The organism is Aurantimonas litoralis, from assembly GCF_026153195.1.
Lineage (GTDB): Bacteria > Pseudomonadota > Alphaproteobacteria > Rhizobiales > Rhizobiaceae > Aurantimonas > Aurantimonas coralicida.
On the sequence record NZ_JAPFBM010000003.1, the window covers coordinates 54,015 to 74,056 of the forward strand.

At 62.3% G+C, this 20,042-nt stretch carries 21 protein-coding genes; 20 read left to right on the plus strand and 1 reads right to left on the minus strand.

What is annotated here, in order from left to right:
* Window positions 1–15 precede the first annotated feature (15 nt).
* From N7I30_RS07760 to N7I30_RS07835, 16 genes are all read left to right on the plus strand, one after another.
* Window positions 16–351 carry a DUF736 domain-containing protein gene (locus tag N7I30_RS07760; protein ID WP_009450545.1) on the plus strand — a complete coding sequence of 112 codons (336 nt, stop codon included), beginning with the start codon at window positions 16–18 and terminating at the stop codon, window positions 349–351.
* 4 nt (window positions 352–355) lie between these two features.
* Entirely contained in the window at window positions 356–1,066 is a 711-nt protein-coding gene (locus N7I30_RS07765; RefSeq protein WP_498637917.1) for a lytic transglycosylase domain-containing protein, read from the plus strand.
* Between the two features lie 1,153 nt (window positions 1,067–2,219).
* Window positions 2,220–3,452, plus strand: coding sequence for a DUF3363 domain-containing protein (locus N7I30_RS07770; RefSeq protein WP_498638470.1), 1,233 nt, complete (start codon window positions 2,220–2,222; stop codon window positions 3,450–3,452).
* A 175-nt stretch (window positions 3,453–3,627) separates the two neighbouring features.
* Entirely contained in the window at window positions 3,628–5,616 is a 1,989-nt protein-coding gene (locus N7I30_RS07775; protein ID WP_498637919.1) for a conjugal transfer protein TraG, read from the plus strand.
* Window positions 5,617–5,630: 14 nt separating this feature from the next.
* The gene (locus N7I30_RS07780; RefSeq protein WP_009450541.1) at window positions 5,631–6,092 is read left to right on the plus strand and encodes a ribbon-helix-helix domain-containing protein; all 462 of its coding nucleotides are present in this window, start codon (window positions 5,631–5,633) and stop codon (window positions 6,090–6,092) included.
* 146 nt (window positions 6,093–6,238) lie between these two features.
* Entirely contained in the window at window positions 6,239–7,231 is a 993-nt protein-coding gene (trbB, locus tag N7I30_RS07785) for a P-type conjugative transfer ATPase TrbB (RefSeq protein WP_498637921.1), read from the plus strand.
* Complete coding sequence (locus tag N7I30_RS07790) at window positions 7,228–7,560, plus strand: TrbC/VirB2 family type IV secretion system protein (protein ID WP_009450539.1); 333 nt, start codon at window positions 7,228–7,230, stop codon at window positions 7,558–7,560. The genes trbB and N7I30_RS07790 overlap by 4 nt, the downstream gene beginning before the upstream one ends.
* Window positions 7,560–7,841: a VirB3 family type IV secretion system protein gene (locus N7I30_RS07795; RefSeq protein WP_024707401.1), complete on the plus strand. Its 282-nt coding sequence runs from the start codon at window positions 7,560–7,562 to the stop codon at window positions 7,839–7,841. Before N7I30_RS07790 ends, N7I30_RS07795 begins: the two co-directional genes overlap by 1 nt.
* Window positions 7,842–7,851: 10 nt before the next feature.
* Window positions 7,852–10,359, plus strand: coding sequence for a conjugal transfer protein TrbE (trbE, locus tag N7I30_RS07800; protein ID WP_498637924.1), 2,508 nt, complete (start codon window positions 7,852–7,854; stop codon window positions 10,357–10,359).
* Window positions 10,356–11,138: a P-type conjugative transfer protein TrbJ gene (trbJ, locus tag N7I30_RS07805; protein WP_498637926.1), complete on the plus strand. Its 783-nt coding sequence runs from the start codon at window positions 10,356–10,358 to the stop codon at window positions 11,136–11,138. Before trbE ends, trbJ begins: the two co-directional genes overlap by 4 nt.
* Window positions 11,139–11,158: 20 nt before the next feature.
* Window positions 11,159–11,446: a putative entry exclusion protein TrbK-alt gene (trbK-alt, locus tag N7I30_RS07810; protein WP_498637928.1), complete on the plus strand. Its 288-nt coding sequence runs from the start codon at window positions 11,159–11,161 to the stop codon at window positions 11,444–11,446.
* 3 nt (window positions 11,447–11,449) lie between these two features.
* Window positions 11,450–12,814 (plus strand): P-type conjugative transfer protein TrbL, encoded by a 1,365-nt coding sequence (gene trbL, locus N7I30_RS07815; RefSeq protein WP_498637929.1) that lies wholly within the window; start codon window positions 11,450–11,452, stop codon window positions 12,812–12,814.
* Window positions 12,811–13,500, plus strand: a complete 690-nt coding sequence (trbF, locus tag N7I30_RS07820) for a conjugal transfer protein TrbF (protein ID WP_498637930.1) — start codon at window positions 12,811–12,813, stop codon at window positions 13,498–13,500. Before trbL ends, trbF begins: the two co-directional genes overlap by 4 nt.
* Window positions 13,497–14,510 (plus strand): P-type conjugative transfer protein TrbG, encoded by a 1,014-nt coding sequence (trbG, locus tag N7I30_RS07825; protein ID WP_498637932.1) that lies wholly within the window; start codon window positions 13,497–13,499, stop codon window positions 14,508–14,510. Before trbF ends, trbG begins: the two co-directional genes overlap by 4 nt.
* A 29-nt stretch (window positions 14,511–14,539) precedes the next feature.
* The gene (locus tag N7I30_RS07830) at window positions 14,540–15,640 is read left to right on the plus strand and encodes a TraB/TrbI/VirB10 family type IV secretion system protein (protein WP_498638472.1); all 1,101 of its coding nucleotides are present in this window, start codon (window positions 14,540–14,542) and stop codon (window positions 15,638–15,640) included.
* 2 nt (window positions 15,641–15,642) lie between these two features.
* Window positions 15,643–15,864 carry a DUF2274 domain-containing protein gene (locus N7I30_RS07835; protein ID WP_038148826.1) on the plus strand — a complete coding sequence of 74 codons (222 nt, stop codon included), beginning with the start codon at window positions 15,643–15,645 and terminating at the stop codon, window positions 15,862–15,864.
* Here N7I30_RS07835 and N7I30_RS07840 read toward each other — a convergent pair.
* On the minus strand, window positions 15,859–16,488 hold the full coding sequence (locus N7I30_RS07840) for a TetR/AcrR family transcriptional regulator (RefSeq protein ID WP_498637934.1): 630 nt from the start codon (window positions 16,486–16,488) through the stop codon (window positions 15,859–15,861). The genes N7I30_RS07835 and N7I30_RS07840 overlap by 6 nt on opposite strands.
* A gap of 207 nt (window positions 16,489–16,695) precedes the next feature.
* Here N7I30_RS07840 and N7I30_RS07845 point away from each other — a divergent pair, with 207 nt between their 5' ends.
* The 4 genes from N7I30_RS07845 to N7I30_RS07860 all read left to right on the plus strand — a co-directional run bounded on the left by N7I30_RS07845 (window position 16,696) and on the right by N7I30_RS07860 (window position 20,040).
* Window positions 16,696–17,667 (plus strand): LysR family transcriptional regulator, encoded by a 972-nt coding sequence (locus tag N7I30_RS07845; protein ID WP_498637935.1) that lies wholly within the window; start codon window positions 16,696–16,698, stop codon window positions 17,665–17,667.
* A gap of 266 nt (window positions 17,668–17,933) precedes the next feature.
* Complete coding sequence (locus N7I30_RS07850; protein ID WP_009450526.1) at window positions 17,934–18,836, plus strand: BrxR family helix-turn-helix transcriptional regulator; 903 nt, start codon at window positions 17,934–17,936, stop codon at window positions 18,834–18,836.
* Window positions 18,833–19,435 (plus strand): DUF1819 family protein, encoded by a 603-nt coding sequence (locus tag N7I30_RS07855; protein WP_069709526.1) that lies wholly within the window; start codon window positions 18,833–18,835, stop codon window positions 19,433–19,435. Before N7I30_RS07850 ends, N7I30_RS07855 begins: the two co-directional genes overlap by 4 nt.
* Window positions 19,435–20,040 carry a DUF1788 domain-containing protein gene (locus N7I30_RS07860; protein ID WP_010336175.1) on the plus strand — a complete coding sequence of 202 codons (606 nt, stop codon included), beginning with the start codon at window positions 19,435–19,437 and terminating at the stop codon, window positions 20,038–20,040. Before N7I30_RS07855 ends, N7I30_RS07860 begins: the two co-directional genes overlap by 1 nt.
* Window positions 20,041–20,042 lie beyond the last annotated feature (2 nt).

Below are 20,042 nucleotides of genomic sequence, written 5' to 3' on the forward strand. Positions count from 1 at the left end.
CACAGGAGACATACCATGCCACAGATCGGTCAATTTGCGCGTGACGCATCCGGCTTCGCCGGTCAGCTCGTCACGCTCACCATGAAGCGCGATCTCGTCATCGTGCCCGCTGAACATTCCGATGCGGAGAATGCGCCGGACTATCGCGTCCATTACATTGAGCATGACGGTCCCGAGGTCGGTGCTGCATGGAAACGCACCGGCGAAAAGGCTGGCGAATATCTCTCGGTGCTGCTCGACGATCCGGCCTTACCGCACCCGATCCGCGCCAACCTGTTCCGCGACGACGATGCAGGTTCGTCATGGTCGCTGCACTGGAGCCGCCCGCGGCCCCGCGAAGATCGCGACTGAGATCATGCGATCCCGCACCTTTCTTCTCTTCACGGCCCTGCTGTCGGCTGGCAGCGGCTCGATGCCGGCCATGGCGCAGGTCACGCTGCAACCTGCGCCTGTCACCGCGCATCCCCATGCTGCGTTCATTGCCGAGGCGTCACAGCGTTTCGGCATTCCAGAGCACTGGATTCGAGCCGTGCTGCGCGTGGAAAGCGCGGGCGATGTGCGCGCAATTTCATCGGCGGGCGCGATGGGACTGATGCAGGTCATGCCCGATACCTGGGCGGGCCTGCGCCGCCGCCATGGTCTCGGGCGCGACCCTTACGATCCGCGCGATAACATCTTCGCAGGCACGGCGTATCTGCGCGAGATGTGGGACCGCTATGGCAATGTTGCGGCCATGCTTGCCGCCTACAATGCTGGTCCCGGTCGCTATGACGAGCATCTGGCGACGGGCCGCACTTTGCCCGCTGAAACGCGCGCCTATGTCGCCACGCTCGCACCTGTTCTTGGCAGGGCGACTGCGCCTGATGTGCCGACGATCGTGCCGCCGCCACCGCCGGATTGGCGCGAAGCTCCGCTCTTCGTTGTGCAATCCAGCGGCCATTCGGCGACGGCCAATCAACCGTCGAACGACGTCCGCGCAACCGTTCCTATGCGCGATCCCGCCGTTCAGGAGCCGCAGGACAGCGGCATATTCGTGGCCCTTGCGAGCGATGGCGACAAGCCATGAGCATGGCGTTTACGCGCTCGTTCGGTCCATTTCCGGTGTGCAGTCAGGCTTGGGTGCGCCTGGCAGCATTCCCGGCAGGAAGGGCAAAAAGGGAAGGAAAGGCGGAGGGCAAGATAAAGGAAACCGGCACCCTGTCGGGGCGGTTTCTGGACAAGCCCTTGTCTGCACACTGTTTTGGGACGCGGCGCACGGCACCATGCTTTTGGGCCTCGCGTGCCGCGATATGGCGCAAAGCCTTGGCGTTGCTGGGTTTTGACCGGCACTCTAACCGAATATCGGCCGATTTTCCGCCGTCACGGCTTCGGATACGACGATGAGTGGCGACGACGAGAACCGCTTTCGCCCGAATCCTGGCCGCATCAGGTCGGACGTGCCGAAGGCGGGCAAGGCGAAAAGCTTTCTGACGCAGGCAAAGAAGCTGGCGCGTCAGCATAGCAACCGCCCCGGCAGATCATCATCATTCGCATCACGGACCTACTCGTCGCCTTCATCTGGTTCGGCCGGAAAGAGTGGGAAGGCATCGTGGGCCGGCAAAGGTCCGGGCGTCAAGCGTGGTCGTGGTGCGGCCTTTGTCCGCGCCCGAACCCTGTCGGGCGGCTGGCGTCACAGTACGGCCGGAGCGCGCCGCGTCGTCGTCAAAACCCGTTATGTCCAAGGCGCGGGAAAGAATGGCAAAGGGGCTGCCCATCTGCGCTATATCCAGCGAGACGGGACATCGCGTGATGGCGAGCGCGGCCAGCTTTATTCGGCGAACGAGGACCGCGCCGATGGAGATGCGTTTCTTGACCGCGGCAAGGATGATCGCCACCAGTTCCGCTTCATCGTCTCGCCGGAAGATGCCGCCGATCTTTCCGATCTCACCGAGCACACCCGCGATCTGATGAGCCGCATTGAGGGCGATCTTGGCACGAAGCTCGATTGGGTGGCTGTCAATCACCACAATACCGGCCATCCCCATGCCCATATCATCGTTCGGGGCAAGGACGATCTGGGCGAGAACCTGGTCATCAATGGCGACTATCTCGCAAATGGTATTCGTGAGCGGGCCAGCGAACTGGTCACGCTGGAACTTGGACCCGCCACCGAGATCGAGCAGAGCCGCAAGTTGACTGCCGAAATCGACCAGGACCGCTTCACCCGGATCGACCGGGCAATGACCGAAGAGGCCGATGAACGGATCCTCGATCTGCGCCATGAGCCCGACGACACGCGCCGCCAGTTCAACCGCACGCTTCGCCTGCGCCGTCTCGCCAAACTGGAAAAGATGGGGTTGGCAACGGAACATGCACCCGGCGTCTGGGAGCTTGGCGCGAAGATGGAACCAGCGCTGCGTGAACTCGGTGAGCGCGGTGACATCATCCGCAACATGCACAAGGCGCTGAAGGCCGATGGGCAGGAACGTGATCCGATGACCTTCCAGCTTCACGATGCCGCACCCGCGGCACCCATCACCGGCCGCGTCGTGGACAAATATCTGACCGATGAGATGGGTGAAAAGCTGACGCTCGTGGTGGACGGCATCGACGGGCGAACACACCATCTTCCCGGCATTGATCCGGCCCGCGTCGAAGATGCCCGGATCGGCAGCATCGTGGAAGTCGGTCCCGCCGATACAGCACAACGCCCATCCGATCGCACCATCGCTGCGATCTCGGAAAATGGTATCTACCGACCGAGCCGCCACCTCGAACAGGCGAAGTTCGAGGGACGTGTGCCGGGCGGTGATTACGAGGGCTATTTGGATGCCCATGTCCGGCGATTGGAGTCGCTACGCCGGGCCGGGATTGCCGAGCGGATCGACGCCGACCAGTGGCGCATCCCCGAAGACTTCGAGAGCCGCGCCACCGCCTATGATGCCGGTCGCAACCGGCAGGCCAGCATCCGTGTCGTCTCGACCTTCGATCTGGAAAAGCAGATCGGCGCCGATGGCGCGACCTGGCTGGACCGGCGATTGGTCACACCGGACGCCTCGGACCTTACCCCGGCAGGGTTCGGCCAGCAGGTGCGCGAGGCTATGGACCAGCGGCGTGAACACCATATCGCACAGAGCGATGCCACGCGGCAGCAGAATGGACGCATCCTCTATCGGCGCAACCTGCTCGCCAATCTGCGAGAAAGGGAAGTGGCCCGCGTCGGTGCGGAAATGGCCAGCAGCAAAGGCTTGCCGTTCCGGGCGGCTGCCGATGGCGAAAATATCAGCGGCAAGTTCACCGGGACCGCACATCTATCGAGCGGCAAGTTCGCCATTGTCGAAAAGAGCCACGAGTTCACTCTTGTCCCATGGCGGCCAGTGATCGACCGCCAGCTCGGCCGCGAGGTTGCGGGCATCGTGCAGGGTGGATCGGTATCGTGGCAAATGGGGCGAACACGAGGGCTCGGGATTTGAGCCTTTGCCGATCTGGCACCTCGCAAATTGTTCTGTCGACATCGGCATCTGAAAGGGCCTGTCCGATGTGCCGCCGATAGTATCCGGCAACACGGCACCCCTGCTTTTCCTGTTGCCGCTTTCGAAAACGTCTATTCTTTGATCGGCTCCGACTCTCTTGCCGATTGGAGCCTGTATGCGTGGTGGCCGAATACTCTGGGGCCAGATCATTGTCGTATTCACCATTGTCCTGGCGATGGTCTGGACTTCGACACAATGGGTGGCCTTCCGCCTTGGCTTTCAGCCCCAGCTCGGCAATCCATGGTTCGATGTTGCGGGATGGCCGGTCTATTATCCTCCGGCCTTCTTCTGGTGGTGGTTTTCTTTCGACGCCTATGCGCCCGGTATTTTCACCGAGGGCGCGTTCATCGCCACGTCCGGGGCGTTGTTCGCTATCGCCGCCGCTTTTTTCATGTCGATCATCCGGGCGCGCGAGGCGCGCAATGTCGCCACCTACGGTTCGGCCAGATGGGCCGAGGACAAGGAAATCCATGCTGCCGGGCTGCTCGGTCCCGATGGCGTGGTCCTTGGCAGGCACAGCAAGGACTATCTCCGGCACGACGGCCCCGAGCATGTCCTTTGTTTCGCGCCCACCCGATCAGGCAAAGGCGTCGGTCTCGTTGTGCCGACGCTGCTGACCTGGCCGGGAAGTTGCATCGTCCATGACATCAAGGGGGAGAACTGGAATCTGACGGCCGGCTTCCGGTCCCATTACGGCCGCGTCCTGCTGTTCGATCCGACCAATGTTCATTCCGCAGCATACAATCCGTTGCTGGAAGTCCGTCAGGGGGAGTGGGAAGTCCGCGATGTCCAGAACATCGCGGATATTCTGGTCGATCCCGAGGGCAGTCTCGACAAGCGCAACCACTGGGAAAAGACCAGCCATTCGCTGCTGGTCGGCGCGATCCTGCATGTTCTCTATGCTGAGAAGGACAAGACGCTGGCGGGGGTCGCGAGCTTTCTGTCCGATCCCCGCCGTCCGGTCGAGGCAACCTTGCGCGCCATGATGGACACGCCGCATCTGGGCGAAGCCGGTGTGCATCCCGTCATCGCTTCGTCGGCACGCGAGCTGTTGAACAAATCCGAGAACGAACGCTCCGGCGTGCTGTCCACGGCGATGTCCTTTCTCGGTCTCTACCGAGATCCGGTCGTGGCCCGCGTGACGGCCCGCTGCGACTGGCGCATTGCTGATCTGGTCGGAGCAAAAGAACCGGTCAGCCTCTACCTCGTCGTACCGCCCTCGGACATCAACCGGACCAAGCCGCTGATCCGTCTGATCCTCAATCAGGTCGGGCGGCGGCTGACCGAGGAACTGGAAACCACCGGAAAACGCCATCGTCTCCTGTTGATGCTGGACGAGTTCCCAGCGCTCGGGCGGCTTGATTTCTTTGAATCGGCGCTCGCCTTCATGGCCGGCTACGGCCTCAAAGCGTTCCTGATCGCGCAGTCGCTCAACCAGATCGAGCGGGCCTATGGACAGAACAACGCCATTCTCGACAACTGCCATGTGCGTGTCGCCTTTGCTGCCAATGATGAGCGCACCGCCAAACGGATCAGTGATGCGCTCGGCACGGCGACAGAAATGCGCGATTCCACCAACTATGCCGGCCATCGCCTCGCGCCATGGCTGGGGCACCTCATGGTGTCGCGGCAGGAAACGGCGCGGCCATTGCTGACGCCCGGCGAAATCATGCAGCTTCCGCCAACCGACGAGATCGTCATGGTAGCGGGTGTGCCGCCCATCCGCGCCGCCAAGGCGCGCTACTATGCCGATGCGCGGCTTCAGGAACGGGTGCTGCCGCCGCCCGATCTACGCAAGCAGTCGGTGAAGATGGAAACATCGGCGCCAGACGACTGGACGAGCCGTGTTGTTGCGGCCGCGGCCGGCCACGGACCCACGTCGAAGACGTCCGACGACGATCCTGCCAATGCCGGTATCCGTCGTGAGCCGGAGCTTCCCGAGCATGAGGAAATCATCCCGCCACCACCGCCGCCATCGCAGGAGTTCGACTTTCTCGATGATGAGCCCGACGTCGATGCCGCCAAAGCCCGTGCCATGCGTCAGCGGATGCGCATGGTCGCGCGGCAGGCGTCACTTGACCCAAATGACGGCATCGAGCTTTGAGAAGGAAGACAGGCATGACGAGTCGCACCCGCATGAATGTCTACTTCTCCCCGGATCTGCTGAAGCAGGTCGAGGGTCTGGCGCTGCGTCGCAATGTTTCAAAATCCGCAGTGATCGAGGCTGCGGTAGCATCCTTCCTGTCCGGTGACACGACCGAACGGCTGGAAGCCGCAATGTCGCGACGCCTGGATAAGCTTGGCCGCCAGTTCGATATGCTGGACGAAGATGTGGCCATCCTCGGCGAGACGCTTTCGCTGTTCGTACAATTCTGGCTCACCATGACGCCGCCGCTGTCAGATAGCGCGAAACAATCGGCGCGCATCAAGGGCAACGAGCGCTTCGAAGGCTTCATGCAGACGCTGGGCAAGCGCCTGGCTTCCGGCGACAGATTCCTGAAAGAGTTGTCGCGGGATATGGATTCGCTTCACGATCTTTCGTCACAAGGCCAGTCCGAAGCGGATGGAAACCAGCTCTGAACTTTAGATCCATCCTATTTGCCGCCCTGCGCCGCCGATGCCCGCACACGCGTAAACATCTGTTGAAACGGCCCTAAATCAGGTTCTTTTAATCGACCCCAATCCGGGGTCCGTCTTTTGCGCGTCCCGCCATGAATGGGGCCGCCATGACCGCATCACATCAGAAACCCGAGACGATTGCGCGTGGTGCGCGGATGCTGCGCACCGCGCTCGGGGCATCGATTGCCCGGTTTCTGGAAGATCCAGCTGTGGTCGAGGTGATGCTGAATCCCGATGGCCGCATCTGGGTGGATCGGCTCTCCGAAGGGCTGGCCGATACGGGGGAGAGGCTGTCGGCTGCCGATGGCGAGCGGATCGTCAGGCTGGTCGCCCATCATGTCGGCGCCGAGGTTCATGCCCGCAATCCGTGTGTGTCGGCTGAACTGCCCGAGACCGGCGAACGGTTCGAGGGTCTGCTGCCGCCGGTGGTCGCAGCACCCGCTTTCGCCATACGCAAGCCTGCCGTCGCGGTGTTCACGCTCGACGACTATGTAAACGCTGGGATCATGACCAGTGCTCAGGCCGAGGTGCTGCGCCTGAACGTCGCCACGCGCGCCAATATCCTTGTCGCGGGCGGCACCTCGACCGGAAAAACCACGCTGACCAACGCGCTGCTGGCAGAAGTCGCCAAGACTTCGGACCGCGTCGTGATCATTGAAGACACGCGCGAACTGCAATGCGCCGCGCCCAATCTGGTCGCGATGCGCACCAAGGATGGCGTGGCGACCCTCTCCGACCTGGTGCGTTCGTCGCTGCGCCTGCGCCCGGATCGCATCCCGGTCGGCGAGGTGCGCGGGTCCGAAGCTCTCGACCTCCTTAAAGCCTGGGGCACCGGCCATCCGGGCGGGATCGGCACCATCCATGCCGGTTCCGGCATTGGCGCGCTGCGACGCCTCGAACAGCTCATCCAGGAAGCCGTCATCACCGTCCCGCGCGCCCTGATCGCCGAGACAATCGACCTCGTCGCCGTTCTTGCCGGACGCGGCTCTTCCCGCCGGCTGGTCGAACTCGCCCGCGTCGATGGGCTGGGGCCGGACGGCGATTACGCCATCACGCATCCCATCACTTTGGCAACCACCCCGAAAGGAAACCTTTCATGATCCGCACGATTTCACGCGGCTGCCGCATCATGGCAACCGCCGCTGCCACTGTTTCCATCAGTCTGATGCTGGCGCCTGCCGCACACGCCTCCGGCTCCTCCATGCCCTGGGAGGCACCGCTTCAGTCGATCCTCCAGTCGATCGAGGGTCCTGTCGCCAAGATCATCGCCGTCATCGTCATCATCGCCACCGGCCTAGCGCTGGCCTTTGGCGATACCTCCGGCGGCTTCCGCCGCCTGATTCAGATCGTCTTCGGCCTGTCCATCGCTTTCGCCGCGTCGAGCTTCTTCCTGTCGTTCTTCTCGTTCGGCGGCGGGGCGCTCATCTGATGGCGGGCGGGTTTGAACAGCTCGATACGGTGCCGGGCTTCTCCATCTCGGTTCACCGGGCGCTGACCGAGCATATCCTGCTCGGCGGCGCACCGCGTTCGATTGCCATTGTCAACGGCACGCTGGCCGGCGCCGTCGGCCTCGGCCTCCGTCTCTGGCTGGTTGGCATCGCCATCTGGGCAGTCGGTCATTTCCTCGCGGTATGGGCTGCCAAACGCGATCCGCTCTTCGTCGAGGTCGGGCGCAGGCATCTGCGCATCCCCGGTCATCTGTCGGTGTGAGGGCGCGGCCATGATGAACCTCACCGAATATCGCCGTACCGCCACCCGCCTCGCGGATTTCCTGCCCTGGGCCGCGCTGGTTGGCTCGGGCGTCGTACTGAACAAGGACGGCAGTTTCCAGAGGACTGCGAAGTTTCGCGGGCCGGATCTGGATTCCGCTGTTGCCGCCGAACTGGTCGCGGTCGCCGGGCGTATCAACAACGCCGTGCGCCGCCTCGGCTCCGGCTGGTCGATCTTTGTTGAGGCACAACGAAGCGAAGCCGCGACCTATCCCGGCAGCCAATTTCCTGATCCGGCCTCCGCTCTTCTTGATGCCGAGCGCAAAGCTGCCTTCGAGGAAGCGGGCACGCATTTCGTGTCAGGCTACTTCCTGACCTTCCTCTGGCTGCCACCCGCCGAAGATGCGGCTCGCGCCGAGACCTGGCTCTACGAGGGGCGCGAACAATCCGGCGTTAATCCCTGGGAACTGATGCGCGGCTTTGTCGACCGCACCGACCGCGTGCTGGCGCTACTCGACGGCTTCATGCCCGAATGCCACTGGATCGATGACGCGGGCACGCTGACCTATCTCCATTCCACGATTTCCACGAACCGCCATCGCGTCCGCGTGCCCGAGGTGCCGATGCACATCGACGCGCTGCTGGCCGATCAGCCGCTGACCGGCGGGCTGGAGCCACGCCTGGGCTTGTCGCATCTGCGCATCCTGACCATCACAGGCTTTCCGACAGCGACCACGCCCGGCCTGCTCGACGAGATGAACCGGCTCGCGTTCCCGTATCGCTGGTCCACCCGCGCCATCCTGATGGACAAGACGGACGCGACGAAACTCCTCACCAAAATCCGCCGTCAATGGTTCGCCAAGAGAAAATCCATCGCCGCGATCCTCAAGGAGGTGATGACCAACGAGCAATCGGCGCTGGTGGACACCGATGCGTCCAACAAGGCGCTCGATGCCGACATGGCCTTGCAGGAACTGGGCGCTGACGTCGCCGGCATGGCTTATGTCACAGCAACCGTCACCGTCTGGGACGCCGATCCCCGTATCGCCGACGAGAAGCTGCGTCTGGTCGAGAAGATCATTCAGGGCCGTGACTTCACGGCCATGCCGGAAACCGTCAATGCCGTCGATGCCTGGCTCGGCTCGATCCCCGGACATGCCTATGCCAATGTTCGGCAGCCGCCGGTCTCGACGCTCAACCTTGCCCACATGATCCCGCTATCGGCCGTGTGGGCGGGGCCGGAACGGAACGAACATCTCGGAGCGCCCCCCTTGCTTTACGGCAAGACCGAGGGTTCGACGCCGTTCCGGCTTTCCCTTCATGTCGGCGACGTGGGCCATACCCTCGTCGTCGGCCCGACCGGCGCAGGCAAGTCCGTGCTGCTGGCGCTGATGGCGTTGCAATTTCGCCGCTATGATCGCAGCCAGATTTTCGCTTTCGATTTCGGGGGATCGATCCGGGCATCCGCGCTCGCCATGGGTGGCGACTGGCATGATCTCGGCGGTGGATTGACCGAGGGATCGGAGGTTTCCGTTTCCCTGCAACCGCTGGCGCGGATCGATGATGCCTATGAACGGTCATGGGCCGCTGACTGGATCGCCGCGATCCTGATGCGTGAAGGCATGAGCATCACGCCGGAGGTGAAGGAGCACATCTGGACGGCGCTGACATCGCTGGCATCCGCCCCGGCGGGGGAACGGACCATCACCGGCCTTGCCGTGCTGCTGCAATCCAACGATCTGAAACAGGCGTTGCGCCCTTACTGCATTGGCGGCGCCTATGGCCGGTTGCTCGACGCCGAGGCCGAACATCTCGGATCAGCCGATGTACAGGCCTTCGAGATCGAGGGGCTGGTCGGCACTGGGGCTGCGCCTGCCGTCCTGTCCTATCTGTTTCATCGGATCGGCCACCGGCTCGACGGTCGGCCAACCCTGCTCATCATCGACGAAGGCTGGCTGGCGCTGGATGACGAAGGTTTCGCCAATCAGCTCCGCGAATGGCTGAAGACGCTCAGGAAGAAGAACGCTTCCGTCATTTTCGCCACGCAGTCACTTTCCGACATCGATGGCAGCAATATCGCGCCTGCCATCATAGAAAGTTGCCCGACGCGGCTGCTGCTGCCGAACGAACGCGCCATCGAGCCGCAGATCACGGCAATCTACCGCCGCTTCGGCCTCAATGACCGGCAAATCGAGATCCTCGCGCGGGCCACGCCCAAGCGGGACTACTACTGCCAATCGCGGCGCGGCAATCGCCTGTTCGAGCTTGGCCTCAGCGAGGTCGGCCTCGCGCTCTGCGCCGCATCATCCAAATCCGATCAGACCCGTATCGCCGAACTCGTCGCCGAGCATGGGCAGGACGGTTTTCTCGCAGCCTGGCTGCGCGATCGCGGCGTCGAATGGGCCGTCGATCTAATCCCGAACCTCACCAATCTTGTCGAACGGACAGAGCCTGCTCGGCCGGTCGCGCCAGATCAAATCCATCCAGATGACAGCCAAGAAAAGGAGACCCTGCCATGATCCGTATCCCCGTTTCCCGATATGTCAGCGCATCCGTGCTGGCGCTGACGCTCGCCATGCCTGCTGCACTGTCGCCCATGCTGGCAAGCCCCGCTCACGCTTTTGGCTTCGGCCGCATCGTCTATGATCCGACCAACTATGCGCAGAACCTTCTGACCGCCGCACGCACGCTGGAGCAGATCAACCACCAGATCACCTCGCTTCAGAATGAAGCGCAGATGCTCATCAATCAGGCGAAGAATCTCGCCAGTCTGCCATACTCCTCGCTCCAGACTTTGCAGCAGAATGTCCAGCGCACGCAGCAGCTTCTGGCCCAGGCGCAGAACATTGCCTTCGACGTGCAGAACGTCGATCAAATGTTCCAACAGAAATACGGCAAGGTTTCGCTGTCCGCGACCGACGCCCAGCTCGTCGCCGATGCGCGGTCCCGCTGGCAGAATACTGTCGGCGGCTTGCAGGACGCCATGCGCGTGCAGGCTGGTGTCGTCGGGAATATCGACACCAACCGCGCCGAGATGTCCGCTCTGGTCGGGCAGAGCCAGAACGCGACCGGCGCGTTGCAGGCGACGCAGGCGGGCAATCAGCTTCTCGCGCTCCAGTCGCAGCAGCTTTCCGACCTGATCGCGCTGATGTCCGCCAATGGTCGCTCCGAAGCCCTGATCGAAGCCGAACGCGCCACCGCCGCCGAACAGGGCCGCATCCAGCGCGAGCGCTTTCTGACGCCGGGATCGGGCTATCAACCCGGCAATGCCCGGATGTTCGGCAACGGCAACAACTGACCGGACAGGAGGGGCGCGACATGGACGGCAATATGCTGGCCCGGCTGGGCGCGATCATATTCGTGGCCATCGCCATCACCGCGACGGTGATCGAAATGACACGCGAGGACGAACCAGCGCAGCCCCGTCCGGCCCCGGCGCTTCAGGCGCCTGCCGATCCGCTGCGCCAGAGCCTGCGCCACTGCCAGCAGTTAGGCGAGGCCGCCGTGAACGATCCCGGCTGCCTCGCCACCTGGGCCGAGAACCGCGACCGGTTCCTCGGCCGGACGCCGGTGCCCGCCGCTCCGCATCAGAACGGGGGACAGTGAACCATGGGCGGCACCGGCGTCATCGACAACTTTCTGGGTGTTTTCACCAGTTACATCGATAGCGGCTTCGGCCTGCTCGGTGGCGAGGTCGCCTTCATTGCCACCACGCTGATCGTCATCGACGTAACGCTGGCGGCATTGTTCTGGTCCTGGGGTGCCGACGACGACATCATCGCCCGGCTGGTCAAGAAAACGCTGTTCATTGGCGTCTTCGCCTATCTGATCGGCAACTGGAACAATCTCGCCCAGATCATCTTCGACAGCTTCTCAGGTCTTGGCCTGAAAGGTTCGGGCACCAGCTTTTCCGCCGCCGATCTGCTGCGGCCCGGCAAGGTGGCGCAGACCGGCCTCGATGCCGGTCGCCCGCTGCTCGAATCCATCTCGGACATGATGGGCTATTGGTCGTTCTTCGAGAACTTCATCCAGATCGCCTGCCTAATGTTCGCCTGGGCGCTGGTACTGCTCGCCTTCTTCATTCTCGCCGTGCAGCTCTTCGTCACGCTGATCGAGTTCAAGCTGACTACGCTGGCGGGCTTTGTCCTCATTCCCTTCGGCCTCTTCGGCAAGACCGCCTTCATGGCCGAGCGCGTTCTTGGCAATGTCGTCTCCTCCGGCATCAAGGTGCTGGTGCTCGCCGTCATCATCGGCATCGGCTCGACATTGTTCTCGCAGTTTACGGCCGGTTTCGGCGGCGTAACGCCGACCATCGACGACGCCATGGCGATCGTGCTGGCAGCCCTTTCCCTTCTCGGCCTCGGCATCTTCGGTCCTGGCATCGCTTCCGGTTTGGTTTCTGGCGGCCCGCAGCTTGGCGCAGGTGCAGCAGTTGGAACCGGCCTTGCAGCTGGCGGCATGATGCTTGCCGGCGGCGCTGCCGCAGGCATGGCCGCGAAGGGAGGGGCAGCGGCGCTGTCGAGTGGAGCTGCGGCTGTCCGTGGCGGTGCTGCTGCCGCAGGTGCGGCGAGCGCCGCCTATAGTGTCGGATCGCTCGGCCAGTCAGGCGCTGCCGGTGTTGTCTCCGGCCTCGGCGGTGTTGCCCGCGCGGCAGGCTCCACAGCCGCAGCGCCTCTGAAACGGACGGCCTCGAAAGCAGCGGAAAGCGTCAAATCCAGCTTCTCCGATGGCGCGCGCGCCGGGCTCGGCGTCACCGGTGGATCGTCCTCGCAGGGAACCATTGGCGGTGCGAGTGTGGCTGGCGCTGCCGCACCCGCCTCCGCACCGGCGGGCGGCCCGCCTGCATGGGCGCAGCAGATGCACCGCCGCCAGGCGCTCAATCACGGCACGACCATGGCCGCCCATGCCGTCCGCTCCGGTGACAGCCACGGCGGCGGCTCTTCCGTCAACATCTCCGAAAGTGACCGCTCATGAACATCTTCAGACGTCCAGCGACCCATTACGGCAAATCGCCCGAACCCGAGACGCCTTACCAGAAAGCCGCACAAGTCTGGGACGAGCGCATCGGCTCGGCTCGCGTGCAGGCCAAGAACTGGCGCTATATGGCCTTCGGCTCGCTGATCCTCTCGGCAGGCTTCGCTGCCGCGCTCGTTCTGCAATCGGCGCGAGGGACCGTCGTGCCCTGGGTGGTGCAGGTCGATAATCTCGGCCAAGCCCAGACCGTCGCCGCAGCCACCGCCGATTACCGTCCGACCGATCCGCAGATCGCCTTCCATCTTGGCCGTTTCATCGAGCAGACGCGCTCGATCCCGGCGGATGCCATCGTCGTGCGCCAGAACTGGCTGCGCGCCTATGAGTTCACCACGGATAGGGGAGCGGCCGCGCTCAACGACTATGCCCGCGCCAATGATCCGTTCACCCGTGTCGGCCGCCAGCAGATCGCAGTCGAGGTTTCCAGCGTCATCCGCGCCTCGAACGACAGCTTCCGAGTCGCCTGGACCGAGCGCCACTACGAGAACGGGCAGCTTTCCACGACCGAGCGCTGGACCGCGATCCTGACCATCGTGATCCAGACGCCGCGCGATGCCGAGCGTCTGCGCGCCAATCCGCTCGGCATCTACGTCAATGCAATTTCATGGTCGCGGGAGATGAGCCAATGACCATCGCGTCTTCCCGCAATTCCGCCTTGCCGGTTTTCCGTAAACCCGCCTTTGCAGCTTTGTTGCTTTCGGTCACCATGCTGGCAGGCTGCGCCACCAACAAGACGCCGCAGTTCAGCTATGATGCCGATGTGCCGGCGTTGCCCGTCGTGCCGACCGCTGTCACCGATGACCGGCCTCGGCCGCTTCACACGCCGCCGGCCTGGACGGTCGCACGCGGCGGAACCGCTGCCGGAACACCGGCAGGCCGGGTTGAGAACGCCAATGCCGCCGCCCGCGTCGAGCCGCGCCGCGAGGGTTACTATAACGCCATCCAGATCTATCCCTGGTCGGAAGGCGCGCTCTATCAGGTTTATGCCGCACCGGGCCAGATCACCAATATTGCGCTGGAGCCGGGCGAAAGCCTGACCGGCGCGGGACCGATCGCGGCGGGAGACACCGCCCGCTGGATCATTGGCGATACCGAGAGCGGGAGCGGTACGTCGCGCCGGGTCCATATTCTCGTCAAACCATCCCGACCCGACATCTCAACCAATCTCGTGGTGACGACCGATCGGCGCACCTACATGATCGAGCTGCGCGCCCGTGAGGCGCTCTACATGCCGTCCGTATCCTGGTCTTATCCGGCGCTGCCTGCCGGTCAGCGCCAGACCGTTCCCGCAGCACCCATCATCCCGGTCGAGGCGGCACGCAACTATCGTTACGGCCTGACCGGAGATACGCCGCCATGGCGGCCGATTTCCGTCTTCGACGATGGCCGCCGTGTCTATGTCGTTTTCCCGCGCGGCATCGTGCAGGGAGAGATGCCGCCGATCTTCGTCATTGGTTCCGAGGGCGAGACCCAGATCGTCAACAGCCGAATCCACCAGAACATCTTGATCGTCGATCGGCTGTTCGGAGCGGCTGAGCTGCGTCTTGGTAGCGGCAAACAGCAGCAGACGGTCAGGATCGTTCGCATCGAGCAAAGGCAAGCTGCCCAGCCCGCTAAAACCGGGGAGCAACCGTCATGAGTGAAGAGGCTACTACCAACCCAACGCCGATGCGTCTGCGTGCTGAGCCGCCGCGCGTCACGCGCCTGTCGCGCAAGATGCTGGCCGGTGCCGGGGCTGTTGCGCTCCTCGGCATCGGCGGGGCGCTGATCTATGCGCTCCAGACGCGCGACATGAGCGGAAACGGTGAAGAACTCTATTCGACCGAGAACCGCGCCACGGCAGATGGACTGGCGGGTCTGCCGAAGGATTATACCGGGCCGGTCTTGGGGCCGGCATTGCCGGGCGATCTCGGTGGCCCGATCCTCGACGCCCAGAACAGGGGGCAACCCGTTACGCCGCCCACTATGGCAACACCAACCCGTGATCCTGCCGAGGAGCGACGTCTTGCCGAGGAAGAAGCCGCACGTCTTAGCACCGTGTTCTTCCAGTCGGGGCAGAGATCAGCGACGACGCCTGGCTCCAATATGCCGGGCCTTGCTGGCCTTGACCTTGGTGGCCAGCCCGCAACACAGGACCGCCACACGGCATTTCTGAATGGGCCGGTGGAACGGCAGACCGTTGCCATGGATCGGATCATGGCGCCAGCCTCGCCCTACATCCTTCAGGCAGGGGCCGTAATCCCGGCGGCGATGATTACCGGCATCCGCTCGGACCTTCCCGGCCAGATCACCGCGCAGGTCACGGAAAATGTCTATGACAGCCCGACCGGCAGCCTGCTCCTGATCCCGCAGGGAACGCGCATCATCGGTCAGTATGACGCCGGTGTGCAATTCGGTCAGCGCCGCGTGCTGCTGGTCTGGAACCGCCTGATCCTGCCCAATGGCCGCTCCATCGTGCTGGAGCGCCAGCCCGGTGCGGACGCTTCCGGCTATGCCGGGCTGGAAGATGGCGTTGATTACCACTGGTGGGATCTGATGAAGGCGGCGGGGCTGTCCACGCTGCTCGGCATCGGCACGGAACTGGCGACCGACGACGAGGATCGTCTGATTCGCGCTATCCGCGACGGAGCGCAGGATACCATCAATCAGGCCGGGCAACAGATCGTCCAGCGCCAGTTGCAGGTTGCGCCGACCCTGACCATCCGGCCGGGCTACCCGGTAAGGGTCATCGTTACCCGCGATCTCGTACTCGAACCTTACAGGAACTGACCATGACGAAGCTGAAACTCGGCCCCCTCATCGAAGACAAGCCCGTGAAGGTGACGGTGGAACTGCCGGGGCCGCTGCACCGCGATCTTGCCGCCTATGCAGAAGTGCTGGCTCGCGAAACCGGCCAGCCCGCTGCCGATCCTGTCAGGCTGATTGTGCCGATGCTGGAACGGTTCATTGCGACAGATCGGGGCTTTGCCAGCGCCCGAAGGTCTCGCTCATGAGGTGCCGAGCGAGTCATGGCGCGTCGCGGCGATGATTTCCATCAACGTATCGACGGCCTTTCGTGTCGCATCCCATTTGGCAGTCTGATCCATTTCCCGGTTCTGAAGGGTGAGGCTTACCGCACCATGTACCGTTGACCAGAACATAAAGCTGTAACGGCTCAGATCCATGCCGGGCAAAAAGCCTTGGTCCTGAGAGCAGCGAAGTCCCGTCAGCAATAGATTTAGTATCTGTCTTCCAGCTTCGCTCGACCATGGATCGTCGCTGACTCCGAGCCGTGGCGGCGGTGTGAACATCAGCCTGTACAGGGTGGGGTTTTCCAGGGCAAAGCGGACATAGGCATAGCTGCCATCACGCAAATAGCCGAATGGATTGCCGCGCATCTGCTGGAAGACGGCCAGCTTTTCTCTGTAGAGCTGGTTGAAACCTTCGTCCCGAACGGCGCGCAACAAGGCGCTTTTGTTGCGGAAATGGCCGTAAAGTGCTGGCGCTGTGCAACCGATGGCATGCGCGACCGCAGTCAGCGGTACGTCGAGGTCGCCACGTTCTGACAGCAGCCGGATCGTTTCGTCGATCGCGCGACGAGCAATATCAAGTTCTTGCTCTTTCCGGGGACGGGCCATTCGGATGCCTGTTGCAACTTGTCGTGAAAACTAAACGACATTTACTTTTTTCGTTGACGGGCCGGAAGTCAAGAAGCAGCATTCGGTAACTGAACGTCGTTTAGTTTGAGGATGTGCGGAGAGCCGATGAACGCACACAGATCGATTTTCGCGTTGATGATGGCGGGGTGCCCGTCAGAAACCGAACGCTGTTTCGGATGATGCACCATGGCTGTGACCGGGAACAATCAGACCTCGCCTGATGATAGCCTCACAAAGGCCGTTGAGGGGAAACCCGGTACATCTGCGGTCCGGCTGAACCAGTTGCGATATTTTGTTGCCGCCGTCGATTATGGGAGTTTTCGCAAGGCTGCTGCCGCGCTTTCGGTGCAGGAATCCTCCATCAGCCGACGAATCCGTGATCTCGAAGATGAACTCGGGGCGTCGCTTTTCATGCGGCATTCTGGCGGGGTGCGGTTGACCGTCGCCGGGCGGGAATTCCTGCGCAACGCTCGCCATGCTCTTCGCCAGATCGACATTGGGGTGACCAAGGTGGCGGCGGTTGGCCGGGCGGAGCAAGGGCTGATCAAGGTCGGGATATTTTCGTCCCTTGCGTCAGGATTTCTGTTCGATCTGTTGCGTGCCTTCGGCACGCGCCACCCGAACGTGCAGGTCGACCTTATTGACGGCAATCCGCCCGAGCACATCGCGGCTGTCCGGAAACTTTGTCTGGACGTCGCATTCATCACGGGAACCGCGGCATGGGATGGCTGTGAGGCGGAGCATTTATGGTGCGAGAAGGTTTTCGTGGTGCTGCCCGATAACCACCCTTTGACGGGCAAGCCGGAACTTGGATGGGGCGATTTGGTCTCCGAGCGGTTCATTGTGAGTGACGTTGCGCCGGGTCAGGAGATCCACGACTATTTGGTTGCTCACCTTGCCGGTCTCGGCCGCCACCTCGATATTCAGTCTCAGCAGGTCGGCCGCGACAATATCCTATCGCTGGTCGCTCTCGGTCGCGGCCTCACTCTGACGAGCGAAGCAACGACCGTCGCCCAGTTTCCAGGGATCACCTACCGGGAACTTGCGGATGAGGTGCTGCCCTTCAGCATGGTCTGGTCCGCGCAAAACGACAATCCGGCGTCTCGGCGGCTGCTGAGCCTGGCACGATCGCTGACAGGGCTGGCCCGGCGAAAATAGGGTTTGACGGCACTGTACGATCACGCCGTAGCATTGGCTGCAATCGACATCGACCGTGTCGGTATCGAAGATGTCGTGGCCCTGCCCACGTCCAGGCTGATCGACTTCGATAGCGCTTTTGCCCCGCCGTGTTTGTGCACGGTGACACGGTGCGCATCCGGCCTTCCTCGGGCTTGACAGTTTGAGGTTTGTTAGAATAGAAAATATACGGACATCACAAGGTGTCCCATATACTTTTTATCCTTTCAAGTGCGGCGGGACGAGCAATGCTGAAATGGGGTGTCGAGAGGCGGTTGGAGTTCATCGAATTCCGCCTGTTCTGGGAGGGGGGTGTCAATCGCTCTGACCTGATCGATACGTTTGGCGTCTCCGTTCCGCAGGCGTCAAAGGACTTGACCCATTATCAGGAGCGTGCGCCGCAGAATGCGGTCTATGACAAAAGCGCTCGCCGCTACGTAGCCGGCCCGGAATTTCAGCCGGTGTTTCTAGACCCGGACCCGGACGCCTATCTCATGCGGCTCCGATCGATGGCGGAAGGTTTCGCCGACGCCGGGGCGAACTGGCTCGCTGCCCCGCCTGACATGGATATCGCTCTGACTTTGCGCCGTAAGGTCGATACCGAAGTTCTGCGTTCAGTTCTGGCGGCAGTGCGGGAGGAAAGGTCGCTGGACCTTCACTACCAATCCATGAACCGCGATCGGCCCGATCCGGCATGGCGGCGTATCACCCCGCATGCCTTCGGCTTTGATGGTCTGCGCTGGCATGTGCGGGCTTGGTGCCATGAGACGGAGCGCTTCAAGGATTTCCTGCTCTCGCGTGTCCTTGGATTCGGCGAGTTCGGCGAGCCAGGTGCTGCTGCGGCACAGGACCGGCTGTGGCAGGAAACCTTCGATATCACCCTTGTGCCGCATCCTGATCTGTCGGTCGGTCAGCAGGCGGTGGTCGCAAAGGATTACAACATGGCGGACGGGCGCGCTGTGCTGACAGTTCGCTACGCCATGCTGTTCTATGTGCTCAAGCGGCTAGGACTCCTTGATGGGGCTAGGCTGCGTGATCCCCGGACCCAGCATATCGTTGCGGCTGACGAAGACGAGGTTGCCGCCGCCCTTGAGCGTGCGCAGCATGAGTTCGATGAGGCTGACACAGCAAGCGGGGCGGTACCTAAATGATGGTGGCCGCAGCGAAATATCGGATGTCCTTTGGCGTGGGCGGGCTGATGCTCAATGAGAGCATCGTGATTGCTCAAGCTTATCAACCCGGTGAGAACTGGGCATCTGCTCGTGAGCGGTTGCTGGCCCAGGGCGCGTCATCCTTACCCAAACTGGCCTCGCAAACCCGCGCGCTTCGTGAAGTGTACGACCGGATAGGCCATCTCTCCGATGCCGAACGTCATTACCTGTCGGTAGAGGCTGACCGCGCCGAGCAGCAGGCGATGATGTGGCTGGCGGTCTGCCGGACCTATCGTTTTGTCCACGAATTCGCAGTCGAGGTGATCAGCGAACGCTACCAATCATGGCGGCTCGACCTGGGCCATGAGGTTTTTGACCGCTTTCTCGCGGAGAAGGCTGAAAGCGATCCCGGCCTCGCCGCTCTTTCAGCTTCAACCTGCGCAAAATTGCGTCAGGTCTTGTTTCGGATACTACGTGAAGTTGGTTTGATAAGCGTCGAGGGTAGAATTCAGCCGATTTGGTTATCGGGGCGCATGAAGCGGCTGATTGAGGAGAGTAATCCGGCGGACTTGCAGGTCTTTCCCGGAAATGGGGGGTAATGGTGGGCACGAAAACTGATCGGCGCGCCCGCGCCGAGCACCTATTCAGGGTAGTTTCCAGCGATCGGTTCTTGCAAAAGCAAGGGCTGGGAAACGAGGTTCCCTTTTTTATCTGCGCTTTTGATGCCGAAGACGGACTGAGCCTAGGCGAGGATCGCGAGGATCTGATCGCCCGGCTGAGCCACGCCGGTGTGCGCGTACTTGATATTGATCTCTATGACCTTTCGATCAGGATCCTCGAAGACCGGGGTATCTTCGAGCAGATCCTTGAGGTTGAAGCCGAAACGGAAAAGGCGGAGCTCAAGGAACTGTTGCAGGGGGTTCTGGACCCGCAGGCACACCTCATTCCAGAGATTGCGCGGCACATCGAAGAAGTCCCGCACGACGTGATCTTCCTGTCAGGCGTAGGCGAGGTTTACCCCTACCTGCGGTCGCACAACGTACTCAACAACCTGCAAAGCACCGCGAAAGATCGCCCGACGGTCATGTTCTTTCCGGGAAAATACACGCACGCGCTGGCGACAGGAGCATCGCTGGAATTGTTCGGCTTACTCCATGACGACAAATACTACCGCGCGTTCAATATCATGAATTACGAGGTCTGACC

What these genes read in the sequence shown, in the direction of transcription:
- N7I30_RS07760 (WP_009450545.1), top strand. Translation starts at nt 16, where the DNA reads ATGCCACAGATCGGTCAATTTGCGCGTGACGCATCCGGCTTCGCCGGT.
- N7I30_RS07765 (WP_498637917.1), top strand. Translation starts at nt 356, where the DNA reads ATGCGATCCCGCACCTTTCTTCTCTTCACGGCCCTGCTGTCGGCTGGC.
- N7I30_RS07770 (WP_498638470.1), top strand. Translation starts at nt 2,220, where the DNA reads ATGACCGAAGAGGCCGATGAACGGATCCTCGATCTGCGCCATGAGCCC.
- N7I30_RS07775 (WP_498637919.1), top strand. Translation starts at nt 3,628, where the DNA reads ATGCGTGGTGGCCGAATACTCTGGGGCCAGATCATTGTCGTATTCACC.
- N7I30_RS07780 (WP_009450541.1), top strand. Translation starts at nt 5,631, where the DNA reads ATGACGAGTCGCACCCGCATGAATGTCTACTTCTCCCCGGATCTGCTG.
- trbB (WP_498637921.1), top strand. Translation starts at nt 6,239, where the DNA reads ATGACCGCATCACATCAGAAACCCGAGACGATTGCGCGTGGTGCGCGG.
- N7I30_RS07790 (WP_009450539.1), top strand. Translation starts at nt 7,228, where the DNA reads ATGATCCGCACGATTTCACGCGGCTGCCGCATCATGGCAACCGCCGCT.
- N7I30_RS07795 (WP_024707401.1), top strand. Translation starts at nt 7,560, where the DNA reads ATGGCGGGCGGGTTTGAACAGCTCGATACGGTGCCGGGCTTCTCCATC.
- trbE (WP_498637924.1), top strand. Translation starts at nt 7,852, where the DNA reads ATGATGAACCTCACCGAATATCGCCGTACCGCCACCCGCCTCGCGGAT.
- trbJ (WP_498637926.1), top strand. Translation starts at nt 10,356, where the DNA reads ATGATCCGTATCCCCGTTTCCCGATATGTCAGCGCATCCGTGCTGGCG.
- trbK-alt (WP_498637928.1), top strand. Translation starts at nt 11,159, where the DNA reads ATGGACGGCAATATGCTGGCCCGGCTGGGCGCGATCATATTCGTGGCC.
- trbL (WP_498637929.1), top strand. Translation starts at nt 11,450, where the DNA reads ATGGGCGGCACCGGCGTCATCGACAACTTTCTGGGTGTTTTCACCAGT.
- trbF (WP_498637930.1), top strand. Translation starts at nt 12,811, where the DNA reads ATGAACATCTTCAGACGTCCAGCGACCCATTACGGCAAATCGCCCGAA.
- trbG (WP_498637932.1), top strand. Translation starts at nt 13,497, where the DNA reads ATGACCATCGCGTCTTCCCGCAATTCCGCCTTGCCGGTTTTCCGTAAA.
- N7I30_RS07830 (WP_498638472.1), top strand. Translation starts at nt 14,540, where the DNA reads ATGCGTCTGCGTGCTGAGCCGCCGCGCGTCACGCGCCTGTCGCGCAAG.
- N7I30_RS07835 (WP_038148826.1), top strand. Translation starts at nt 15,643, where the DNA reads ATGACGAAGCTGAAACTCGGCCCCCTCATCGAAGACAAGCCCGTGAAG.
- N7I30_RS07840 (WP_498637934.1), bottom strand. Translation starts at nt 16,488, where the DNA reads ATGGCCCGTCCCCGGAAAGAGCAAGAACTTGATATTGCTCGTCGCGCG.
- N7I30_RS07845 (WP_498637935.1), top strand. Translation starts at nt 16,696, where the DNA reads ATGGCTGTGACCGGGAACAATCAGACCTCGCCTGATGATAGCCTCACA.
- N7I30_RS07850 (WP_009450526.1), top strand. Translation starts at nt 17,934, where the DNA reads ATGCTGAAATGGGGTGTCGAGAGGCGGTTGGAGTTCATCGAATTCCGC.
- N7I30_RS07855 (WP_069709526.1), top strand. Translation starts at nt 18,833, where the DNA reads ATGATGGTGGCCGCAGCGAAATATCGGATGTCCTTTGGCGTGGGCGGG.
- N7I30_RS07860 (WP_010336175.1), top strand. Translation starts at nt 19,435, where the DNA reads ATGGTGGGCACGAAAACTGATCGGCGCGCCCGCGCCGAGCACCTATTC.